Origin of the sequence: Streptomyces sp. NPDC127190, assembly GCF_042672505.1 — a bacterium.
In the GTDB taxonomy this organism is placed as follows: domain Bacteria; phylum Actinomycetota; class Actinomycetes; order Streptomycetales; family Streptomycetaceae; genus Streptomyces.
Window position 1 is genome coordinate 25,893 of the sequence record NZ_JBHXVE010000006.1, and the last position, 20,939, is coordinate 46,831.

19 protein-coding genes and 2 pseudogenes are annotated in these 20,939 nt (G+C 73.8%); 20 read left to right on the forward strand and 1 reads right to left on the reverse strand.

The window, feature by feature from the left end:
• The first annotated feature begins 11 nt into the window (after window positions 1-11).
• The 17 genes and pseudogenes from ACFVIU_RS12075 to ACFVIU_RS12155 all read left to right on the forward strand — a co-directional run bounded on the left by ACFVIU_RS12075 (window position 12) and on the right by ACFVIU_RS12155 (window position 16,105).
• Window positions 12-983, forward strand: a complete 972-nt coding sequence (locus tag ACFVIU_RS12075; RefSeq protein ID WP_385842236.1) for a beta-ketoacyl synthase N-terminal-like domain-containing protein — start codon at window positions 12-14, stop codon at window positions 981-983.
• Between the two features lie 31 nt (window positions 984-1,014).
• Window positions 1,015-1,275: an acyl carrier protein gene (locus tag ACFVIU_RS12080; RefSeq protein WP_385842237.1), complete on the forward strand. Its 261-nt coding sequence runs from the start codon at window positions 1,015-1,017 to the stop codon at window positions 1,273-1,275.
• Window positions 1,272-2,054: a 3-oxoacyl-[acyl-carrier-protein] reductase gene (gene fabG, locus ACFVIU_RS12085; RefSeq protein WP_385842238.1), complete on the forward strand. Its 783-nt coding sequence runs from the start codon at window positions 1,272-1,274 to the stop codon at window positions 2,052-2,054. Before ACFVIU_RS12080 ends, fabG begins: the two co-directional genes overlap by 4 nt.
• Before the next feature lie 49 nt (window positions 2,055-2,103).
• Complete coding sequence (locus ACFVIU_RS12090) at window positions 2,104-3,285, forward strand: 3-deoxy-7-phosphoheptulonate synthase (protein ID WP_385842472.1); 1,182 nt, start codon at window positions 2,104-2,106, stop codon at window positions 3,283-3,285.
• A 26-nt stretch (window positions 3,286-3,311) separates the two neighbouring features.
• Window positions 3,312-4,082 (forward strand): 2,3-dihydro-2,3-dihydroxybenzoate dehydrogenase, encoded by a 771-nt coding sequence (locus tag ACFVIU_RS12095; RefSeq protein WP_385842240.1) that lies wholly within the window; start codon window positions 3,312-3,314, stop codon window positions 4,080-4,082.
• A 36-nt stretch (window positions 4,083-4,118) separates the two neighbouring features.
• Complete coding sequence (locus ACFVIU_RS12100; protein WP_385842241.1) at window positions 4,119-4,742, forward strand: isochorismatase family protein; 624 nt, start codon at window positions 4,119-4,121, stop codon at window positions 4,740-4,742.
• A complete protein-coding gene (locus ACFVIU_RS12105; RefSeq protein WP_385842242.1) occupies window positions 4,739-6,697 on the forward strand; it encodes an anthranilate synthase family protein in 1,959 nt (652 codons plus the stop codon). Before ACFVIU_RS12100 ends, ACFVIU_RS12105 begins: the two co-directional genes overlap by 4 nt.
• 4 nt (window positions 6,698-6,701) lie before the next feature.
• Window positions 6,702-7,481, forward strand: a complete 780-nt coding sequence (fabI, locus tag ACFVIU_RS12110) for an enoyl-ACP reductase FabI (RefSeq protein WP_385842243.1) — start codon at window positions 6,702-6,704, stop codon at window positions 7,479-7,481.
• Window positions 7,482-7,534: 53 nt separating this feature from the next.
• Window positions 7,535-7,651 (forward strand): annotated as a pseudogene (locus tag ACFVIU_RS12115) (3-oxoacyl-ACP synthase); the annotation flags it as partial.
• 148 nt (window positions 7,652-7,799) lie between these two features.
• On the forward strand, window positions 7,800-9,356 hold the full coding sequence (locus tag ACFVIU_RS12120; protein WP_385842244.1) for a sodium:solute symporter: 1,557 nt from the start codon (window positions 7,800-7,802) through the stop codon (window positions 9,354-9,356).
• Between the two features lie 34 nt (window positions 9,357-9,390).
• Entirely contained in the window at window positions 9,391-10,017 is a 627-nt protein-coding gene (locus tag ACFVIU_RS12125; RefSeq protein WP_385842246.1) for a SigE family RNA polymerase sigma factor, read from the forward strand.
• On the forward strand, window positions 10,014-10,298 hold the full coding sequence (locus ACFVIU_RS12130; protein ID WP_385842247.1) for a hypothetical protein: 285 nt from the start codon (window positions 10,014-10,016) through the stop codon (window positions 10,296-10,298). The genes ACFVIU_RS12125 and ACFVIU_RS12130 overlap by 4 nt, the downstream gene beginning before the upstream one ends.
• A gap of 132 nt (window positions 10,299-10,430) precedes the next feature.
• Window positions 10,431-10,503, forward strand: a pseudogene (locus ACFVIU_RS12135).
• Window positions 10,504-10,612: 109 nt separating this feature from the next.
• Complete coding sequence (locus ACFVIU_RS12140) at window positions 10,613-11,746, forward strand: gala protein (protein WP_385842248.1); 1,134 nt, start codon at window positions 10,613-10,615, stop codon at window positions 11,744-11,746.
• Window positions 11,743-13,536 carry an ankyrin repeat domain-containing protein gene (locus tag ACFVIU_RS12145; RefSeq protein WP_385842249.1) on the forward strand — a complete coding sequence of 598 codons (1,794 nt, stop codon included), beginning with the start codon at window positions 11,743-11,745 and terminating at the stop codon, window positions 13,534-13,536. The genes ACFVIU_RS12140 and ACFVIU_RS12145 overlap by 4 nt, the downstream gene beginning before the upstream one ends.
• The gene (locus ACFVIU_RS12150; RefSeq protein WP_385842250.1) at window positions 13,533-14,747 is read left to right on the forward strand and encodes an AAA family ATPase; all 1,215 of its coding nucleotides are present in this window, start codon (window positions 13,533-13,535) and stop codon (window positions 14,745-14,747) included. Before ACFVIU_RS12145 ends, ACFVIU_RS12150 begins: the two co-directional genes overlap by 4 nt.
• A 140-nt stretch (window positions 14,748-14,887) precedes the next feature.
• Window positions 14,888-16,105, forward strand: coding sequence for a VWA-like domain-containing protein (locus ACFVIU_RS12155; protein WP_385842251.1), 1,218 nt, complete (start codon window positions 14,888-14,890; stop codon window positions 16,103-16,105).
• A gap of 11 nt (window positions 16,106-16,116) precedes the next feature.
• On the opposite strand, the gene ACFVIU_RS12160 is transcribed toward ACFVIU_RS12155, so the two are convergent.
• A complete protein-coding gene (locus ACFVIU_RS12160) occupies window positions 16,117-16,917 on the reverse strand; it encodes an alpha/beta fold hydrolase (RefSeq protein WP_385842253.1) in 801 nt (266 codons plus the stop codon).
• A gap of 36 nt (window positions 16,918-16,953) precedes the next feature.
• On the opposite strand from ACFVIU_RS12160, the gene ACFVIU_RS12165 reads away from it, so the two are divergent.
• The 3 genes from ACFVIU_RS12165 (at window position 16,954) to ACFVIU_RS12175 (ending at window position 20,853) form a co-directional block, all read left to right on the forward strand.
• On the forward strand, window positions 16,954-17,586 hold the full coding sequence (locus ACFVIU_RS12165; RefSeq protein WP_385842254.1) for a TetR/AcrR family transcriptional regulator: 633 nt from the start codon (window positions 16,954-16,956) through the stop codon (window positions 17,584-17,586).
• A gap of 284 nt (window positions 17,587-17,870) precedes the next feature.
• The gene (locus ACFVIU_RS12170; protein ID WP_385842256.1) at window positions 17,871-19,292 is read left to right on the forward strand and encodes a DEAD/DEAH box helicase; all 1,422 of its coding nucleotides are present in this window, start codon (window positions 17,871-17,873) and stop codon (window positions 19,290-19,292) included.
• Between the two features lie 808 nt (window positions 19,293-20,100).
• The gene (locus tag ACFVIU_RS12175; protein ID WP_385842257.1) at window positions 20,101-20,853 is read left to right on the forward strand and encodes a glycosyltransferase family 2 protein; all 753 of its coding nucleotides are present in this window, start codon (window positions 20,101-20,103) and stop codon (window positions 20,851-20,853) included.
• Window positions 20,854-20,939: the final 86 nt, after the last annotated feature.

A 20,939-nucleotide genomic window follows, 5' to 3' on the forward strand; every position in this document is an offset into this window, starting at 1 on the left:
TGGGAACAGGCGTGAACAGCGAACCCACGGCACACCGTTCGGCGGTGGTGGTCACCGGAGCCGGGCTCGCCGTACCCGGCCTCGCGGGACCCGCGGACCTCCTGCACCGCGACCGCGGCGGCACGCCGTTCGACCCGGAGACCGGCCTGAAGGGCCGAGAACTGCGGCACAAGGACCGCGCCACCCGCCTCGCGCTGCGCGCCGTCGAACCGGCGCTGCGCGACGCCGGGCTGTACGGCCCGGACGGCCCGGACCTCGACGGCGCCCGTACCGCCACCGTCGTCAGCTCCAACACCGGGAACTACGACAGCGTCTGCGGCTACGTCGACACCGCCGCCCGGCAGACCTCGCGGGCCATCAGCGCGACCGGACTGCCGCAGACGTCCACCAGCGCCATCGCGGGCTGGATCGCGGCCGGCTACGGGCTGCGCGGGCCCGCGGTCACCCTGTGCAACGGAGCGACGAGCGGACTCGACGCCCTGCACTGGGGCCGCAACCTGATCGCCGCGGGCCGCGCCGACACCGTCGTCGTGACCGGCGTCGAACCGGCCAACGAGGTCGTGGCCAAGCTGCTGGGCGCCGACCCCGTGGACGGCGCCGCCACGGTCGTCCTGGAGTCCGCCGCGCACGCGGCCGGGCGGGGCGCCCGGGTCCGCGCCCGGTGGCGGGGATACGACCGCGGGCACGACCACGCGGAGGTCCTGCGCGCCGCGGCCGACCCGCGGGCCGAGCCGATCGGCCTGTGGCTGACCGGCGCCCCCGAGGACGACCGGCCGCACCTGCCCGAACGGGTCCGGCTCGCCTGCCTGGCCGACCGGCTGGGGGAGTGCGGCGGAGCCCTCGGCGTGCTCCAGTGCGCCGCCGCGGTCGCCTACTACGACGAGGGCGGCGACGGCCTGGTGCTGGCCACGGCCCACGGCACCGACGCGTCCGCCGTGGCGGCCCTCCTGCCGCCCCGGGCGGCGGCCCGCACCGCCCTGTGACCCCACAGCCTCCCGAGAAAGGAACCCGACCGTGCCCGACACCACCTCCGTCTCCGTCGACCTGGAAGAGCTGCGCGCCCTGATGGCCGTCACCTTCGAGCTGTCGCCCGAGGAGGTCACCGACGACGCCCACTTCACCGAGGACCTGGGCATGGACTCCCTCATCACGCTGGAGATCGCCACCCGGCTGGAGGACCGCTACGGCATCGACGTCACCGACGACGAGCTGAAGACCATCAACACCCTGGCCGGCGTGCACGAGCTGGTCCGGCAGAAACTCGCCGCCGCATGAGCGCGCCGACCGCCCCCACGTCCCCGGCCGCCCCGGAGGACACCGGCCGGCCCGTGGCCCTGGTCACCGGCGGCTCCCGCGGGATCGGGCGCGCCGTCGTGGCACGGCTCGCCCGGGAGGGACACGACGTGGCCTTCTGCCACCGCTCCAACGAGTCCGCCGCGAAGGAGGCGGCGGACGCCGCGGCCGAGGCCGGCGCCCGCGTGCTGCACCGCACCGTCGACATCGCCGACGCCGAGCAGGTCCGGCGGTTCGTGACCGAGACCGAACGCGAACTCGGCCCGGTGCGCACGCTCGTCAGCGCCGCCGGCATCACCCGGGACCGGCCCCTCGCCCTCATGTCCGACGACGAGTGGCACGACGTGCTGTCCACCAACCTGGACGGCACCTACGCGGTCTGCCGCGCCGTGATCACCCGCATGATGCGCCGCAAGGCCGGCTGCGTCATCACCCTGTCCTCGGTCGCCGGGGTCCACGGCAACGCCCACCAGACCAACTACTCGGCGTCGAAGGCCGGGATCATCGGCTTCACCCGGGCCCTGGCCAAGGAGTGCGGCCCCTACGGCGTCCGCGCCAACGTCGTGGCGCCGGGCTTCATCGACACCGACATGACCGCGGCGCTGACGGACACCGTGCGCGAGCGGCTCCGGGAGCGGATCCCGCTCGCCCGGTTCGGCCGGCCCGACGACGTCGCCCACCTCGTCGCCTTCCTCGCCTCCGACCGCGCCGCGTACATCACCGGCCAGGTCCTCGGCGTCGACGGCGGACTGGTCGTGTGACCGGCCCCCCGACCGTCGTACGCCCGCACCTCGCATGGGAGAGACATCAGTGGACAACGCCCTGCTCGACCTCCGTCACCAGGAGGCCCGGCAGCAGCCGCCCTGGGAGGACCTGGCCCAACTGGCCCGGGTGCGCCGGGCCCTCGCCCAGCGCCCCGCCCTGGTCCGCGCCGAGGACGTCGCCGTCCTGCGCGGGCTGCTCGCCGACGTCGCCGCGGGCAAGGCCGAGGTCGTCCAGGCCGGCGACTGCGCCGAGGACCCCGACGACTGCACGGACCGGCACGTCGCCCGCAAGAGCGCCGTCCTCGATCTGCTGGCCGGGGCGCTGAAACTCACCACCGGCCGGCCCGTGGTCCGGGTGGGGCGGCTGGCGGGACAGTTCGCCAAGCCCCGCTCGCAGCCCACCGAGATCGTCGCCGGACGGGAACTGCCCGTGTACCGGGGTCACTTGGTCAACGGACCGGAACCCGACCCGGAGAGCCGCCGCCCGGACCCGCTGCGCCTGCTCACCGGGTACATGGCCGCCGCCGACATCATGGGGCACCTCGGCTGGACGGCGGGCCCGCGGCCGGCCGGCACCGAGGCCGTGGTGTGGACCAGCCACGAGGCGCTGCTGCTCGACTACGAACTGCCCCTGCTGCGCCGCACCGAGGACGGCGCCCTGCTGCTCGCCTCCACGCACTTCCCGTGGATCGGCGAACGCACCCGCGGGCTCGACGGCGCCCATGTCGCCCTGCTCGCCGAAGTGGTCAACCCGGTGGCCTGCAAGGTCGGTCCGGGCATGACCCCCGACGAGCTGGTCGCCCTGTGCGAGAGGCTCGACCCGCTGCGGCAGCCGGGCCGGCTCACCCTCATCGCCCGCACCGGCGCCGACCGGGCCGCGGCCGTGCTGCCCCGCCTGGTCGCCGCCGTCCGGGCCGAGGGGCACCCGGCGATCTGGCTCACCGACCCCATGCACGGCAACACCGTCACCGGCCCCGACGGGCGCAAGCGGCGGCACACGGACACCATCCGGCGGGAGATCGAGGCGTTCCAGACGGCCGTGCGCGAGGCGGGCGGTGTGGCCGGCGGGCTGCACCTGGAGACCACCCCGGACGACGTCCTGGAATGCCTGCCCGGCGGCCCGTACACCGCCCCCGGCGCGCCGGCCCGCGGCCCGTACACCAGCCTGTGCGACCCCCGGCTCAATCCCGCCCAGGCGCTGGAAGTCGTGGCCGCCTGGCGGCCCTGAGACATCCCGGCAGCGAAAGGAAGAGCATGCAGGACAAGACAGCCATCGTCACCGGAGCCGCGGGCGGGATCGGCGGCGCGGTCGTCGCCGCCCTGGCCCGGGCCGGCGTCCGTGTCGCCGCCGTCGACCGCGAGGCCGACCGGCTTCACAAGTGCGCCGACGAGGCGACCGGGGGGCCGGCCACGGTCACGCCGTACCCCGCGGACGTCACCGATTCCGGCGCCGTCCGCGACCTGGTCGACTCCGTCGAACGGACGCTGGGCGCCGTGGACTTCCTCGTCAACGCCGCCGGGGTGCTGCACCTGGGACCCGTCGTCGGATACGGCGACGAGGAGTGGGCCCGCACCTTCGCGGTGAACGCCACCGGCGTCTTCCTCATGTCCCGTGCGGTGGCCGAGCGGATGGTGCCCCGCCGCTCGGGCGCGATCGTGACCGTGGCCTCCAACGCGGCCCGCACCCCGCGCGCCGAGATGGCCGCCTACGCCGCCTCCAAGGCCGCCGCCGCCCACTTCACCAAGTCGCTCGGCGTCGAGCTGGCGCCGTACGGCATCCGCTGCAACGTGGTGGGCCCGGGCTCCACCGACACGCCGATGCTCACCTCGATGTGGCGGGACGAGTCGGACCGCGAGGCCACCCTGCGCGGCCGCCCGGAGACCTACCGACTCGGCATCCCGCTGGGCCGCATCGCCCGGCCCGAGAACATCGCCGACGCCGTGCTGTTCCTGCTGTCCGACGCCGCCGCGCACATCACGCTGCACGACCTGACGGTCGACGGCGGAGCCAGCCTCGGCGCCTAGCGCCCCGCTCCCCGCCCGCCCTCCGAGAGGACCGCCATGCCAGGCATCCCGCCCATCGCGCCCTACCCGATGCCGACCAGCGGCGAGCTGCCCGCCCGCATCCCGCGCTGGACGGTCGACCCCGCCCGCGCCGTGCTCCTCGTGCACGACATGCAGCGGTACTTCCTGCGCCCGCTGCCCGACCCGCTCCGCGCCGAACTGGTCCGCAACACCGCCGCGTTGCGCGACCACTGCGCCCGCGCCGGCATGCCCGTCGCCTACACCGCGCAGCCCGGGGGGATGACCCCCGAGGAGCGCGGACTGCTCAACGACTTCTGGGGACCGGGCATGCAGGTCAGCCCGGCCGACCGGGAGATCACCGAACCGCTGGCCCCGGCCGACGGCGACTGGGTGTTCACCAAGTGGCGCTACAGCGCCTTCTTCAAGTCCGACCTGTTGCAGCGGATGCGCGCGGCCGGACGCGACCAGCTGATCGTCTGCGGTGTGTACGCCCACGTGGGGGTCCTGATGAGCGCCGTGGAGGCCTACACCCACGACATCGAGACCTTCCTCGTGGCCGACGCCGTCGCGGACTTCAGCGCCGCCGACCACCGGATGGCCCTGGAGTACGCGGCCCGCACCTGCGCCGTCGTCACCACCACCAAGGAGGTCCTCGGATGACCGGCGTGCCCCCGGCCGATCCGCTCGGCCGCGTCCTGGCGCCCGAGCCCGGACCCTTCGCGCTGCTGCACCGTCCCGGCTCGGCCGACCCCGGTGTCGTGGACGTGCTCCTCGGCGAGGTGTCCACCCCCGGCACGCTCGCCGCACTGCCGCTGCCCACCACGCCCCGGCAGCCCGGAGCCCACCACGAACTGCTCACCGTCGTGCCCTTCCGGCAGGTCGCCGAGCGGGGCTACGCCTGCGCCGACGACGGGGCGCCGCTCATCGCGCTGGAGGTGCGCGAGCAGGCGGCCGTACCGCTCGCCGACGTCCTCACCCGCGTCCCCGACCGGGGGATCCGGCTGTCCGGCGGGGACTTCGACGTGTCCGACGAGGCGTACGCCGACATCGTCAGCCGGGTCGTCGCGGACGAGATCGGCACCGGCCAGGGCGCCAACTTCGTCATCAAGCGGTCGTTCGTCGCCGAGATCGCCGACTACGGCGTGGCCGACGCACTGACCCTGTTCCGGCGGCTGCTCGAGCGCGAGTCGGCCGCGTACTGGACCTTCCTGATCCACACCGGTGGGCGCACCTTCGTCGGCGCGTCGCCGGAGCGGCATGTGAGCCTGCGCGACGGCACCGCCGTGATGAACCCGATCAGCGGCACCTACCGCTATCCGGCGGGCGGACCCACCCTCTCCGGCGTCCTGGACTTCCTCGCCGACCGCAAGGAGGCCGACGAGCTGTACATGGTCGTCGACGAGGAACTCAAGATGATGAGCCGGGTCTGCCCGGACCAGGTGCGCGTCGTCGGCCCCTACCTCAAGGAGATGTCCCGGCTCGCGCACACCGAGTACTTCATCGAGGGGCGTACGACCCGCGCCCCCCAGGAGATCCTGCGCGAGACGCTGTTCGCCCCCACCGTCACCGGCAGCCCGCTGGAGAGCGCCTGCCGGGTGATCGCCCGGTACGAGCCCGGCGGCCGCGGCTACTACAGCGGCGTCGCCGCGCTGATCGGCCGGGACGCGCGGGGCGCCCGCACCCTGGACTCCGCGATCCTCATCCGCACCGCCGACATCGACCGCACCGGGCGGCTCGCGATCGGCGTCGGCGCCACCCTCGTACGCCACTCCGATCCGGCCTCCGAGGTGGCCGAGACCCGGGCCAAGGCGGCCGGTCTGGTCGCCGCGCTGCGGGACGCCGCACCGACGGGCTTCCGGGACCACCCGCAGGTCCGCTCGGCGCTGCTCCGGCGCAACGACCCGCTCGGCGGGTTCTGGCTGGCCGGCCGCGTGGAGCCGGCCGCCGAGGGCGCCCTGCTCGACGGCCGGCGGGTGCTGGTGGTCGACGCCGAGGACACGTTCACCTCGATGATCGAGAAGCATCTGCGGTCGCTGGGCCTGGAGGTGACCGTACGGCGCTTCGACCAGCCGTACGTCTTCGACGAGCACGACCTCGTCGTCATGGGACCCGGCCCCGGCGATCCACGCGCCACGGCCGATCCGAAGATCGCCCACCTGGACGGCGCCGTCCGTGAACTCCTCGGCACCGGGCGGCCGTTCCTCGCCGTCTGCCTCAGCCACCAGGTGCTCGGCCGGGCGCTCGGCCTCGACCTGATCCGCAGGGCGGTGCCCAACCAGGGCGTGCAGCGGGAGATCGACCTCTTCGGCCGCCGTGAACACGTCGGCTTCTACAACACCTTCGCGGCCCGCAGCGCCCGCGATGTCATCGACGGGCCGTACGGCGCCCGGGTGGAGGTCAGCCGGGACCCGCGCACCGGCGAGGTGCACGCGCTGCGCGCGGAACGCTTCGCCTCGATGCAGTTCCACGCGGAGTCGGTGCTCACCCGGCACGGCCCGCGCATCATCGGCAGCTTCCTGGCAGGCCTCGTGCGGGACACCGCGCCCGCGTCCCGCCGGACCCCCGTATCCCTGGCCGTCGCAGCCGCCGACGGCGTACCGAGCAAGGACCGTTAAGGACATGAGCGGAATACTCCACGGCAAGAACATCCTGGTCACGGGGGTGCTCAGCGAGAAGTCGATCGCCTTCCACGCGGCACGGCTCGCCCAGCGGGAGGGCGCGCGGGTGGTCCTTACCGCGTTCGGGAGGCGCAGCCTCGTCGAGCTGACCGCCAAGCGGCTGCCCGAGCCCGCGCCCGTCGTCGACCTGGACGTGCAGAACCAGGAGCACCTGGACACCCTCGCCGACCGGGTCGCCGAGCACCTCGGCGAGGAACCGGCGCTGGACGGCGTGGTGCACTCCATCGCCTTCGCCCCGCAGGACGCCCTGGGCGGCAACTTCCTGAACACCGGCTGGAGTTCGGTCGCCACCTCGCTGGAGGTGTCGGCGTACTCGCTCAAGGCCCTGACCGTCGCGGTGCTGCCGCTGCTGGAGCGCCGCGGAGGAGCGGTCGTCGGCATGGACTTCGACGCCCGGCAGGCCTGGCCGCACTACGACTGGATGGGCGTCAGCAAGGCGGCGCTGGAGGCCGTCAACCGCTATCTGGCCCGCTATCTGGGCGGCCGGGGCATCCGCTGCAACCTCGTCTCGGCGGGCCCGATCCGCTCCATGGCCGCCAAGTCCATCCCCGGCTTCACGGAACTGGCCGAGGCGAGCACCTCGCGCGCGACGCTCGGCTGGGACCTGGAGGACCCCGAGCCGGCCGCCCGCGGGGTGGTCGCCCTGCTGTCGGACTGGTTCCCGCGGACCACCGGCGAGATCGTCCACGTCGACGGCGGCACCCACATGGCGGGGGCGTGAGCAGGGACTCCCCGCGCGCTCCGCGGCGGACCTTCCCCAGGCGCCCGACGACGAGCGATCTGATCGACCCGGCGGACCGGTCCACGGCCTTCCTCTTCGGGGACGGGGCGGGCGCGGTCGTGGTCGGCCCGGCCGCCGAGCCCGGTATCGGACCGACGGTGTGGGCGACGGCGCTGCTGGTGGGCTCCGGAGCCGGACTCTCCTTGGCCGCGCACGTGGTGGTCCTCCCCTGAGGAGGCGGCTCGATGTCCGTTATGCGGAAAACTACTTCCGAAGCAGCTTGCGCCGGGTGCAGGGGAACCCCTAGCGTCAACCGCCATGGCGTCTCCGAGTGGCAGTCCGTTCCCCTTCTTCGCCTTGGTGGTGACGGGCGTCGCGATCGCGGCACGGGCGCTCTCCCGCAGCCGGGGCCACGAGGAGCTGCCCGACCCGGCCGGCTGGGCCCTGGCCCGGCGCGGCCTGGGCCTCGTCGCCACGGCGGTACTCCTCGGCGGCACGGTCTACACGGCGTACACGGTCGTCGCGGTGCCCGGACTGACGTACGCCACCGGCGGGTTCGGGCTCTACGCCCTCACCTACACCCTGCTGCTCACCCCCGCCGCCCTCTTCGTGCTGCCGCGCCTGCACGCCATGGCGCGCCGGTACGACCTGCTCACCACCGCGGACTTCGCCCTCGCCCGGTACGGCTCGCACGCCCTGTCCCTCGCGGTGGTGCTGTCCGGGCTGCTGGCCACCATGCCGTATCTGGCGCTCCAAGTCGTGGGCCTGGCAGCCGCGTTGCGGGCGATGGGCGTCGACCTCGCCGACCCCCGGGTGGTGCTGGGGATCGTGCTCCTGTTCGCCCTGGTGACCGCCGCCCTGCTGCCGCGCGGCCTGCGGGTGTGCGTGCGCGTCGCCGGGTTCAAGGCGGTCCTCATGACGGTGCTGCTGGTCGTCTCGCTGGCGCTGGTGGTGCACGGCGGCGCGGGCGCCGGGCGGGTCTTCGAGGAGGCCGGACGGCGCCTGGCCGGCCAGGGGATGAGCCTGGTGCCGCCCGTGGGAACCCGTGCCGCCTATGTCACGCTCGCCGTCGGCAGCGTGCTCGCCCAGCTGATGTACCCCCAGGTGCTCACCGTCGCCCTGGCCGCCCGCGGAGCGGACACCGTCCGGCGGGCGGTCCTCGCCCTGCCCCTGTGGACGTTCGCCCTCGGCCTCTTCGCCTACCTGGGCTTCGCCGCGCTCGCCTTCGGCGTGACCACCCCGCCCGGCCACGCCGAACTCGCCGCGCCGGAGCTGCTGCGCCGGCTGGCCGAACCCTGGCTGGCCGGACTCCTCCTCGGCGGCCTCGCCGTCGCCGCCCTGCTGCCCGGCGCCGTGATGGCCGTCTCGCTGGCCATGCTGGTCACCCGCAACGTCTACACCGAGTACTTCAACCCGACGGCGACCCCCAAGCACGAGGTGCGCATCGCCCGCTTCGCCGCCACCGCCGTCGTCCTGGGCGCCCTCGTCTTCGCGCTGCTGCTGCCACCGCAGGACGCGGTCAACCTGCATCTGCTGGGCGGCGTCTGGATCATCCAGACGGTGCCCGCCGTCGGATGCGCGCCCTACACCCGCTGGTTCCACCACCGGGCCCTGCTGGCCGGCTGGGCGGCCGGCATGGCGAGCGGCACCCTGCTGACCGTCGTGCACGGCTTCGACTCCGTGGTGACCCTCGGCTCCGGAACCGGACGGATCTCGCTCTACACCGCCCTGGTCGCACTCGCCCTCAACCTGGCCGTGGCCGTGCTCCTCACCCCGGTCCTGGACCGCCTGGGCGTGGTCCGCGGCCCCGACGCGCTCGCCCCCGGCGACCCCGTGGCGCGGCGCGGCTCCCGCTTCGCCTTTCGCATCGACTGACCCATCGAGCCGCAGTGAACAGGAGGAGTACCGGATGACCCCCACCCCACCACTCACCCGTGCCGGTCACCGCGGGGAAGCGGAGGAGACGACAGCGGTGGCCGAGCACACCGCCGCGGTCGCGCCGGACCCCGACCCGGAGAACGACCCGGACCCTGACCCGGACACCGACCGGGACACCGCCGTCGCCGCCCTGTTCGAGACCCACCACGCCGGTCTGCTCCGCCTGGCCGTCCTGCTCGGCGCCGGGCCCGACGCGGAGGACGTGGTGGCCGAGGCCTTCTACCAACTCCAGCGCCGCTGGGGACGGATACGGGACAAGGACGCCGCCGTCGGCTATCTGCGCGGGGTGATCCTCAACCTGACCCGGATGCGTTTCCGCCATCTGCGCGTGGTGCGCCGGCACGCCCAGCAGAACGTGGAGTTCACCGAGGACTCGGCCGAACAGCACGCCTTACTCCGCGACGAACACCGGCACGTGGTCAGCGCGTTGCGCGCCCTGCCGGCCCGGCAGCACCAGGTGCTCGTGCTGCGATACTGGCTGGATCTGAGCGAAGCGGAGATCGCCCGGACCATGGGCATCTCCCCGGGCGCCGTGAAATCCCACGCATCCAGAGGCATGGCGAAACTCAGCAGCATCCTGAAGGGAGCCGAGGCGTGAACGGAGGGACGGAGGAACGGTTGCGGTCGGCTCTCGCCGGGCTCGCGGACACCGTCCGGGAGCCACCCGACGCCTACCACCGGGCGCGCCGGCAGTGGCGCCGCCGGGACCTGCGGCGCCGCGCCCTCACCGTGGCGATCGTGCTGGTCATGGTCGTCATCGCGTGCGGAGTCGGCATCTGGGCCCTGTCCGGTGCCTCCCCGGCCCGGCACGTCATCTTCAACGGCGGCCGGCAGGACACCACACGGGACCGCAGCATCTTCCCGCCCGGGTCCCCCTGACGCACCCGCGCCCACACACGACGGCCGTCACCGGCCTGTTCCCCCTCAGGGGCGCCCCTGAGCGATCGTCAGGGGCGCCCTCAGCCATCCGCCGTCGAACGCGCGGCCGAAAGTCGCTATGATCACCGCGGCAAGGCTGTAGCGCAGAGGTCGTCGCGCCCACGCATCGAGCTGGAGGACGTCGGTTCGAATCCGACCAGCCTTGCCGCCCTTGTCGTGGAGGAAAGTCGATTGGCGTCGGTTCGTCCTGGGCGGGCGGAGGGCGATGCCGCCCTCGGCGAGCCGGGCACCGGCGATGGACCGGTGGAGTGGTGATGACGCAGCCGACACCCGTACGCTGCCCCGCGATCGAGCACCCGGACATCCCGGTCAGCGACCCCGCCGCCCTGGAGCCGCTGCTCGACCGACTGCGGGCCGCGCCGGCGGTCGACACCGACGAGGCCTTCCCGCTCGGCACGGTCCGCGCGGACGGCCGGGTCGACCTGTGCAAGCAGGGCCTCGGACCCGGCGGCGCCGCCCGGCTGATGCCCGTCGCCGCCGCCTCCCCGCACGCCGTGCACCTCCTGCTCGGCACCAACGCCATCGGGGACGAGGGCGCCCGCACGGTCGCCGGCGCGCTGACCGACGGCCACGGTCTGCACACCCTCTACCTCGGCTGCAACCGCATCGGCCGCGCGGGCGTCGGCGCGCTCGCCGACGCGCTGACGACGGACGGCACCGTCCGCGCCCTGTGGCTCAAGCGCAACCCGCTGGGCGAGGACGGCGCCCGCACGCTCGCCGCGATGCTCCGCCGCAACACCGCCCTGCGCACCCTCGACCTGGTCAACACCGGCCTGACCCTCGACGGTCTGCGGGCCCTGTGCGACGCCCTCACCGGCCGGCCGAGCCCGGTGGAGCGCCTCTTCCTCGGCGGCAACGGCCTGACCGCGGCCGCCGCCCCGCTGCTGGCGGCACTCATCCGGGAGGCGGGGGTGCGCGAGTTGTACCTGCCCGCCAACCACCTCGGCGACGAGGGCGCCGCGATCCTCGCCGCCGCGGCCGACCCCGCCCGTCCGGTCCGCCTCGGCCTGGGCGGCAACGGGATCGGCCCCGCCGGCGCCCGCGCCCTCGCCGGCTCGCTGGACGGCATCGAGGCACTCGACCTCGGCCGGCCGCTGTCGGAGCGCAGCCTCGGCGCCCCCGCCAACACCACCGGCGACGACGGTGCCCACGCCCTGGCCGCCGCCCTGCCGGGCAGCCCGCTGCGCCGGCTGGAGCTGCGCCACACCGGCCTGACCGGCCGGGGCGCGAAGACCCTGCTGGCGGCGGTGGACGACAACTCGCCCCTGGAGTACGTCGGTCTGGGGCCCGGCCTGCCCCGCAAGGTCAAGCGGTCCTTCACCGAGCGGCTGCGGCCGGCCGGCGGGGCGCATCCCGACCTGCGCGCGATAGGAAGTGTCTACCGGTGAGCGCCCCGGGCGAGTTCCCCTCGCTCCCCGCGGGGGAGGCGGCGAGCCGGAGCCGGGTCCGCCGGTACGCGGTGCCCCGCTGGATGATCGAACATGCGACAGCCGCCCGGCTGGCCGGTGACTGGCGGGCCGCCTGCGCGGCGGCCCGGGTCGACGTCGCCGTCGACCTCCGCGCCGTCGCCGCCCGCTGCGGCGCCGAGGTCGCCGCGGCGCTCGAGGACGACCTTTGCCACCTCGCCCCCGACCTGCTGCGCTGGCACCTGCCCCGGCTGCTCGGCGGACGGAGCACACTCGACACCGGCGTCACGGTCGTCCTCGCGCGCTACCTCCCGAAGGCGCCGGACGAGGGCGCCCGGAGCACGCCGTACCTCTACGTCACCACGCCGCCGATGACCGAGGGGCCGCAGCGGATCGCCCTGCGGTTCGGCAGGGTCGCGACCGAGCAGACCGCCGGCGTCTTCGGGCGGCGCACCGAGGACTGGCGCCATGCACGGCACCTGTGGGACGCACGGCACGCCGCCGAACTGAGGGAACGGTGCGGCGGCAGCCCGCACCGGCCGCCGTTCTTCCACGCCGACGCCACCCCGCTCGGCCCCGGTGAACTGCCGGCGGCCGACCCCGGCGACACCGACCCGGCGGCCCGGACCGAATGGGCCGCTCTGCTCCAGCACCGGGGTGAGCCGGCGGCCGCCTTCGCCGCCGCCGGCATCGAGCTGGACCTGACACCGCCGCCCAGCCGGCGCCGGTTCCAGGCTGACACGCAGCGCATCCTCGCCGGGCTCGCGATCAACCACACCCGACTGGCGCCCGAGGTGCACCGGCAGGCGGCCGCGGGGGTCGCCGACGCCTTCCTGATCGCCGCCAACTGGCGGGAGTACGCCCTGCTGGAGCCCGCGGACGCCGGCGGGCTGCGCGTGCGCATCGTCGACCGGGACCAGGTCAAGGACCTGCCTTTCCTCGCCGAGGCCCTGTGGCGCAGACTCCCCGACCTCGACCTGCTGTGTCTCGGCGGCGTCGCGCCGGAGCACCTGCATCCCCTCGTCCGCGAGGCGCTGTTCCCGGCCCTGAAGGTGGCGCCGGGCGAGGCCGGCCCGCCCGGGCCGACGGCCCCCGCACCCGTGCGGGTCCGCTGCCGCGGCGAGTGGCACGAGGTGGCGTTCCGGCCCGGTGGCCTGCTCCGGATGCCGCACACCGACGAGGAACAGCAGCGCGAACGAGCCCTGCGCGCCTTCGGCGGTGCCGTCGCCGGATGCTTCGCGGTCGAGCAGACCTGGACCTCCGGAGCGGGCCGCCTGCCGAAGGCGCTGCGGGCGCAACGCCAGGAGCTGTTCCAGCGGGCCCAGCACGGTGACACCCCCGGCGTGCTGGAACTGCTGGACGCGGGTGTCGATCCCCGGGTCCGGGACGCCAACGGGCGCACCCTGCTGCACGTCCTGAACCTCCTCGACCACGAGGAGCTGCTGCCACGGCTGCTGGCGGCCGGAGTCGACCTGGAGGCCCGCGACCAGCGCGAGCGCACACCGCTGTTCACGGCGGTCAACGACCTCGGCTCGAAGGCGCTGGTGGAGGCGCTCGTCGCCGCCGGGGCGCGGCTCGACGTGATCGACCAGGACGAGCTGTCCCTCGCCCATCTCGTCCGCCGCTACAAGCGCCGAGACCTGGCCTTCCTGCGGGAACGCGTGGAGTCGGAACACCCCGGCCTTGGCGGCGACTGGTGGGACGAGTGGTGGGAGGACCAGGAGGAGTACGACGGGGACGACCCCGACGACGAGGAAGGGCTGTCCCTGTGACCACCGACCGCACCGCCACCGCCGCCGCGTCCCCGGGCCCGCTGGCGGCCGCGGACGACCTCAACCGCAGACTTCGGGTACGACGGACCGAGCCCGCCGCCAACCCCCAGCTGGAGGCGCTCGCCCTCGCCGTGACCGCCAATCAGCCCGTGCTGCTGTGGGGAGAGCCGGGCATCGGCAAGTCGGCCGCCCTGGAACAGCTCGCGGCCGGACTCGGCCTGCCGCTGGAGACGGTCATCGCCAGCGTGCACGAGCCGTCCGACTTCGCCGGACTGCCCGTCGTGGGCGACGACCCGGCCGTGACCGGCGTGCCGATGGCCCCACCGGACTGGGCGGTCCGCCTCGCCCGGGCCGGACAGGGCCTGCTCTTCTTCGACGAACTGTCGTCCGCCCCGCCGGCCGTGCAGGCGGCACTGCTGCGGGTGGTGCTCGAACGCCGGGTCGGCAGCCTGGTGCTCCCGGAGGCGATACGGATCGTCGCCGCCGCCAACCCGCCGTCCAGCGCCGCGGACGGCTGGCATCTCAGCCCGCCGCTCGCCAACCGGTTCGTCCACCTCCAGTGGACCCACGACCCCCGGACGGTCGCCCGCGGCCTGGCCGGCACCTGGCCCGAGGCGGCCGTGCCCGTCGTCGACGCCGCCCGGGTGCCCGGTGCGGTCGCCCGGGCCCGCGGCGCCATCTCCGGCTTTCTCACGGCCCGGCCCGGCCTGGTCCACCACATCCCCGGGGACGCCGAGAGCCGTGGCCGCTCCTGGCCGTCCCCGCGCACGTGGGAGATGGCGCTCAAGCTGCTCGCCACCGGGTACGCGGCCGGCGCCGGCCGGGAGGCACTGGCCGCCGCGCTCACCGGCGCCGTCGGGGACGGGGCCGGCATCGAGCTGCTGTCCTACCTCGAACACCTCGATCTGCCCGACCCCGACCGGGTCCTCGCCGATCCGGACGCCTTCGCCCTGCCCGACCGCGGCGACCGGCAACTGGCCTTCCTCATCGCGGTGGTCGCCGCCATCCAGGGCGACCTCACCCGGCCCCGCTGGGAGGCCGGCTGGGCGGTGCTGGCGAAGGCCGTGGACGCGGGCGTACCCGACGTGGCCGCCCGCGCCGCCACCGACCTCGCGGCCATGCGCCACCTCGACTGGCCCGTACCGCCCGGCATCGACGCCTTCCTGAACCTCCTCCAGCTGTCCGGCGCGCTGCCCGGCACCGGCCGGTGAGGCGCAGAAGGATGCCGGAGGACCGCGAGGGCGCTGGCGATACGCGGGGTGTGGCGGGGGATGGGGGTCGCGCCTCGGGTGTGGCGGGGGACGGGGGCTGTGCCCCGGGTGCGGCGGAGGACGCAGGTGGTACCCCGGGCATGGCGGAGGCTGCGCGCACTGCCCCGGCTGCCGCGAAGGAGGCCCGCCGTGCGCTGGACATGACCAAGCTTCTCGCCGCGCGGTACCGGGCGGCGAGCGACCGGCCGTATCTGGCCTCGGCGCTGTACGCCCTCACCGTCGTACCGAGCACCGAGGTCCCGACGATGGGGGTGGACCGGCACTGGCGCTGCTATGTGTCGCCCGCCTTCGTCGACGCGACACCGGTGCCCGAGCTGGCGGGCGTCTGGGTGCACGAGGCGGCGCACCTGCTGCGCGACCACCACGGCCGGGCGGACCGGCTCCCCGCCGCCGCCCAGCGCGACCGGCACCGGGTCAATGTCGCGCAGGACTGCGAGATCAACGACGACCTGCTCGCCGACGGGCTGCGGCTGCCCGACGGACGCATGGAACCCCGCCTCTTCGGCCTGCCCGAGGGCGAGCTGTTCGAGGCCTACCTGGACCGGCTGCCGCCGCAGGTGCGGACGCCGGACTGCGGTTCGGGCGCGCACGGCCGCGCCGCCCCCTGGGAACTGCCCGGTTCCGCCGCCCCCGCCCGGCTCGGCGAGGTCGAGGCGCAGGCCCTGCGCCGGCAGACCGCCGAGGCGATGCGCGCCCATCAGCGCACCCGCGGCACCCTGCCCGCGGGCTGGCAGCGCTGGGCCGAGGAGATCCTGGAACCCACGGTGGACTGGCGGCAGGCGCTGTCCGGCGCGGTCCGGGAGGCCGTCGCATGGGCGGGCGGGGCCGTCGACTACACCTACCGCCGCCCCTCGCGCCGTACCCCTGCGCTGCGCGGCGTGGTCCTGCCGAGCCTGCGCCGCCCGCTGCCGCGGGTGGCCGTCGTCATCGACACCTCCGGCTCCATGGGTGAGGCCGAACTGGCCGCCGCCCTCGCGGAGGTGACGGGTGTGCTGCGCGAGGTGGGGATACGGGGCAACCGGGTGACCGTGCTCGCGTGCGACGCCGATGTGCACGCCGTGTCCCGGGTGGTGGCCACCGAGCAGATCACCCTGGGCGGCGGTGGCGGCACGGACCTGCGGGTCGGCATCGAAGCGGCGGTCGGGATGCCGGACCGCCCCGGCATCGTCGTCGTCCTCACCGACGGATACACCCCCTGGCCCGACGAGCACCCGCCCTGCCGTGTCATCGCGGCCCTGCTCGGCCAGGCCCCACCCCAGCCGCCGAGCTGGGTGGAGACCGTACGCATCCCCACCTGACCCCGCTTCCCTCAGCCGGCCGTGGCGAGGTCGTCGAGGAGCCGGCCGAGCAGGGCCGGCGCCTGGATGTGGCCCAGGTGGCCCTGGCCGGCAAGCTCGTGCACCCCGGCGTGCGCGATGCGCTGCCGCACGTCCTCGAAGGAGGTGCCGTAGGGCTCCTTTCCGCGACTGTGCCGGCCGATGATCAGGTCGACGCGCTCCGCCCGCCGCGCCAGTGCGTCCGGGGGCGGAACCGTGTTGATGGCGGCGAGCTCGGCGTACAGCGGTTCGCTCAGGCGGCGCAGGGCGGCCCAACCGCGGGGATCGGCCCGGAGCTGCTCGACATGCGCGGCGGACAAGCCGGAGATCTGCCGATTGACGATCTCGACGCAGCGGTCCCAGTCCGCTGCCTCCTGTGCGGCCCGCAGGTCCGGCAGCGCATCGCGGCCGAACGGCCGCATCACCGGCTCGTAGGCGATCACATGGCGCATCGGACGCTCGTCGGCGCAGAGCAGGGCGATCAGACCGCCGTAACTCCAGCCGAAGAGCGCGCTCGTGCGGTCGAACTCGTCCAGGACCACGCCGAGGTCCTCGACCTCCGTGCGCAGCGTGTACGCGTCGGTCAACGGCCCCGAGGGAGCGCGGCCCCTGCGGTTCACCACCACCACCGAGGGCCAGGCGCCGACGGCGCCGGCGACATGGCGCCAGGTGTGCGCATCGCTCATCGCGCCCGGGACGAGGACGAGGCCCGGGGCATCCGGCTCGCCGTACACGTCGACGGTGACCCAACTGCCCCCGCCGACCGGTATCTTTTTCTGGATCGTTCGCTCCATAAAGTCATTATGGAGCGAACGCTCTAAGATGCAAGGGTGACCGAACGCACCCGTGGACGACCACGCGCCTTCGACCGCGACCGCGTGATCCTCGAGGCCGCCCGCCTGTTCTGGCACCGGGGCTACTCCGGCACCTCGACGCGCGCGCTGACCGCGGCCCTCGGGCTCTCCACCTCCAGCCTCTACGCCGCCTTCGGCAGCAAGGCCGGCCTGTTCGAGGAATCGGTGCGGACCTATGCCGGGCGGTACAGCGAGATCTACCGGCAGGCCGTGGCCGAGCCGGACATCAGGACCGTCGTCGACCGCGTCCTGACCGGCTCGGTCGACGAGTTCACGCAGCCCGGCGACACGCACCCCGGATGCCTCGTCACCAGTGCCGTGATGACCGACAGCACGAGCACGCTCGACATCAGCGCCTACGTCACCGAACTCCACCGCGCGAACGAGCAGGCGCTCCTGCGGCGCTTCGAACGAGCGCTCCAGGAAGGCGAACTGGCCGCCGGAACCGACCCGGCCGTACTGACCGGCCTCGTCCAGACCCTCTGGCACGGCCTGTCCGTACGAGCCAACCTCGGCGCGTCCCGGGCGGATCTGATGGACACGGCACGGCTCGCACACACCCTGATCAGCCGGCACCTCACGGACAGGGCGTCCCGCTCCACGCCGTGACCGCGGTCGGCACGGTCACCCCCGCGTGCCGGAAACAGGCAGTACAGCCATGCGCCCGCGCCCAGACCGTTTCGGTCCACCGTGAGCGCCAGGGCCAGGGTGCGCGAAGCCGGTCCGCTCCCGGTCCGGGTCCTGGTGGCCGGGAGGCCCGGGCGGTGTGACCTGTGCTAGCGTTGCGCGTTTGCGGCGTCGCTGTGCCGGTGCTCCGTTCGGGGTGGCTCTGGCTGGTGGCCGCGTCCCTGCCGCGCCTTCCCCGGTACGGTCCCTTCGGAGGAAGGCTCTCTGTGAGCGAATCAGCACGCGCCGATGCCCGGCACCAGAACGATGTGTCCGAGGTGACGAGCGCCACTTCGGCAGCGCGTACGGCGGTGTCCTTCGCGGAGCTGGGATTGCCGGCCGAGATTCTGCGGGCGCTCGACGAGCACGGTGTGACCGTGCCGTTCCCCATCCAGGCGGCGGCGCTGCCGAACGCGCTCGCGGGACGCGACGTCCTGGGCCGGGGCCGCACAGGATCCGGCAAGACGCTCGCCTTCGGCCTGGGGATGCTCGCCCGGACGGCCGGGCGGCGGGCGCAGCCGAAAGAGCCGCTGGCGCTCGTTCTGGTGCCCACCAGGGAACTGGCGCAGCAGGTCGGTGCGGCGCTCACCCCGTACGCCGAGGCGCTGCGGCTGCGGCTTGCGACCGTGGTGGGCGGTGTGTCCATCGGACGGCAGGCCGCCGCGCTGCGGGACGGCGCCGAGATCGTCGTCGCCACGCCCGGCCGGCTGCACGACCTCGTCGGGAGCAAGGGCTGCCGGCTGGGACGGGTGCGCATCACGGTCCTGGACGAGGCCGACCAGATGTGTGACATGGGGTTCCTGCCGCAGGTCACCGAGATCCTGGACCAGGTGCGTCCCGACGGGCAGCGGATGCTGTTCTCCGCCACCCTCGACCGCGACGTCGACCAGCTGGTGCAGCGCTACCTGCGCGACCCCGCCGTCCACTCCGTGGACCCTTCGTCCAGCGCGGTCGCCGCGATCGAGCACCACGTCTTCGTCGTGCACGGCCCGGACCGGTACGCCGTGGTCACGGAGATCGCCGCTCGGGACGGCCGCGTCCTGCTGTTCCTGGACACCAAGCACGGCGTCGACCAGCTCACGCGGCACCTGCGGGCCAGCGGCGTGGCCGCCGCAGCCCTGCACAGCGGGAAGGCCCAGCCGCAGCGCACCCGGACCCTGGCCCAGTTCAAGGACGGGCAGGTCACCGCGCTGGTGGCGACGAACGTCGCCGCACGCGGCCTGCACGTCGACGACCTCGACCTCGTGGTCAACGTCGACCCGGCCACCGACCCGAAGGAATATCTGCACCGCGCCGGCCGCACGGCCCGTGCAGGCCGCTCCGGCACCGTCGTGACACTCGTCCTGTCGGGACAGCGCCGGGAGACGAGCCAGGTCATGGCGGACGCCGCCGTCGATCCCAAGGTCACGAAAGTGCGGTCCGGCGAGGCGGAACTGAGCCGGATCACCGGCGCCAGGGCCCCCTCCGGAATTCCTCTCGACGGCGGCCCGGCCGTACCGCGCCCCAAGAACCACAACGCCCCCTTCCGCGGACTGGGCAGCACCAAGGACACGAAGGGCGGCTCCGGCAGCAGGTCGTCCCGGAAGAGCACCGAGGCCCGCAAGCTCGCGGAGGCCCGCAAGTCGGCCCGGGTGCGTCGCGGCGCCTGAGATTCAGCGGCACGACTACCCGCAGTCCTGGAAGCCATCCGGGCGCCCCGCCTCGGCCTGGGCCGGCCGCGCACCCGGCCGGAGAAGGTCTGCGCTACCGCAACCGTAAGAAGCGTGGCTCGCGCGGCGGTTGGAAGGTGACGTTCCCATCAAGCTGACGTGACATCACCGGTTGCGCTGGGCGTAATCCCTGGCCAGAGCTATGTAAAATTCAAGTAATCGGCGGAGCCGATCCGACGCGTCCGTCGTCGGGGTTGCCATGGCCTACCTCACCCTGAACTGGTATGGACCACGAGTGGTGGCGGGTTCTGATGTCACCTTGGGAATTGGAACCCGACCTGCGACAACGTGACGCGTGCCGACACGCGGGGTGTGTTCGTTCCGGTTGCGCCCGTGGGGCGTTCGACGGGGCGGGTGCCTGCGGCACGACGTAACCGGCCACCGGGCACCGTATTCACATCTTGGTCACACATCTTCCCTCCCCCCTGCACATTGATATGGTCACCTTCCGTTTCGGCGATGAGGGGATGCCGGAGCGCCGAGAGGGGGACATCAAGTCGCTGGCATCCGGCCCGCGTTCAGCGCGGCTCGGCTGAGACGGCGTCCGCATCGATTCAGGCGATGTGGTCGGCTTCACTGAATTCTTTCTGACATTCCGGGTGCTGGGGAGCACCCATATCCGCGCGGCAGAGTCCGCACGCTCGACGACGCCATTTTCGGGTTGCCCGGAAACGGCATTCCGTCCTGCGGCGACGGGCTTGTTCAGGCTGCCCGCAGACTCCGTTCTTCTATGCCTAGGGGGGCTTTCATGAAGGCGTTGTCCATTGTCATACCCGCACTCAACGAGGCGGCCAATCTGCCTGCGGTGATGGAGACCGTCCCGGTCGCCGAACTCGCCGCAGCCGGCTGGAGCACAGAGGTCGTCGTGGTCGACAACGCGTCGACCGACGGCACCGGCGACGTGGCACGCGAGCTGGGCGCCCGAGTGGTGCATCAGCCGGCCCGGGGCTATGGGAACGCGTACCACGCGGGGTTCCACGCGGCGGCCGGCGACGTCATCGCCACCGGAGACGCGGACCGCACGTACCCGTTCGACGCACTGCCGGAGCTGCTGGCGACGCTGGAGGAGCACGACATCGAGTTCATGACCACCAACCGGCTGGGCCGGGAGAACGCCGCGGCGATGAAGCGCTCGCACACCATCGCCAACCGCGCCCTCAGCGGGGTGAGCCGCATGCTGTTCCGCAACGGGCTGCGCGATTCGCAGTCGGGCATGTGGGTCTTCCGGCGTCACGTGTGGCAGGGCATCGACGTGCGGTCCACCGGTATGGCCTTCTCGCAGGAGATAAAGAACGCCGCCACGCTGGCCGGCTACCGCACCCTGGAGGTGCCGATCGAATACCGGAAGCGGGGCGGCGAGGTGAAGCTCAACGCACTGCCGGACGGCATGGCCAACCTGCGCCAGTTGTTCCACCACCGCTTCCGCAGATCCCTTGTCGTGCCGACCGTCTCCCTGCCCCCGCAGCCCTCCGGCGTGGAGGGACTCGGGACCATCGCATGAGCCGACTGGTCGACGCGCCCGTCCGGCGGTCGGCGGTGCCCCCCGCGGGGCACCGCCGCCGTCGGCGGACGCGTGCCGCGCGAGGG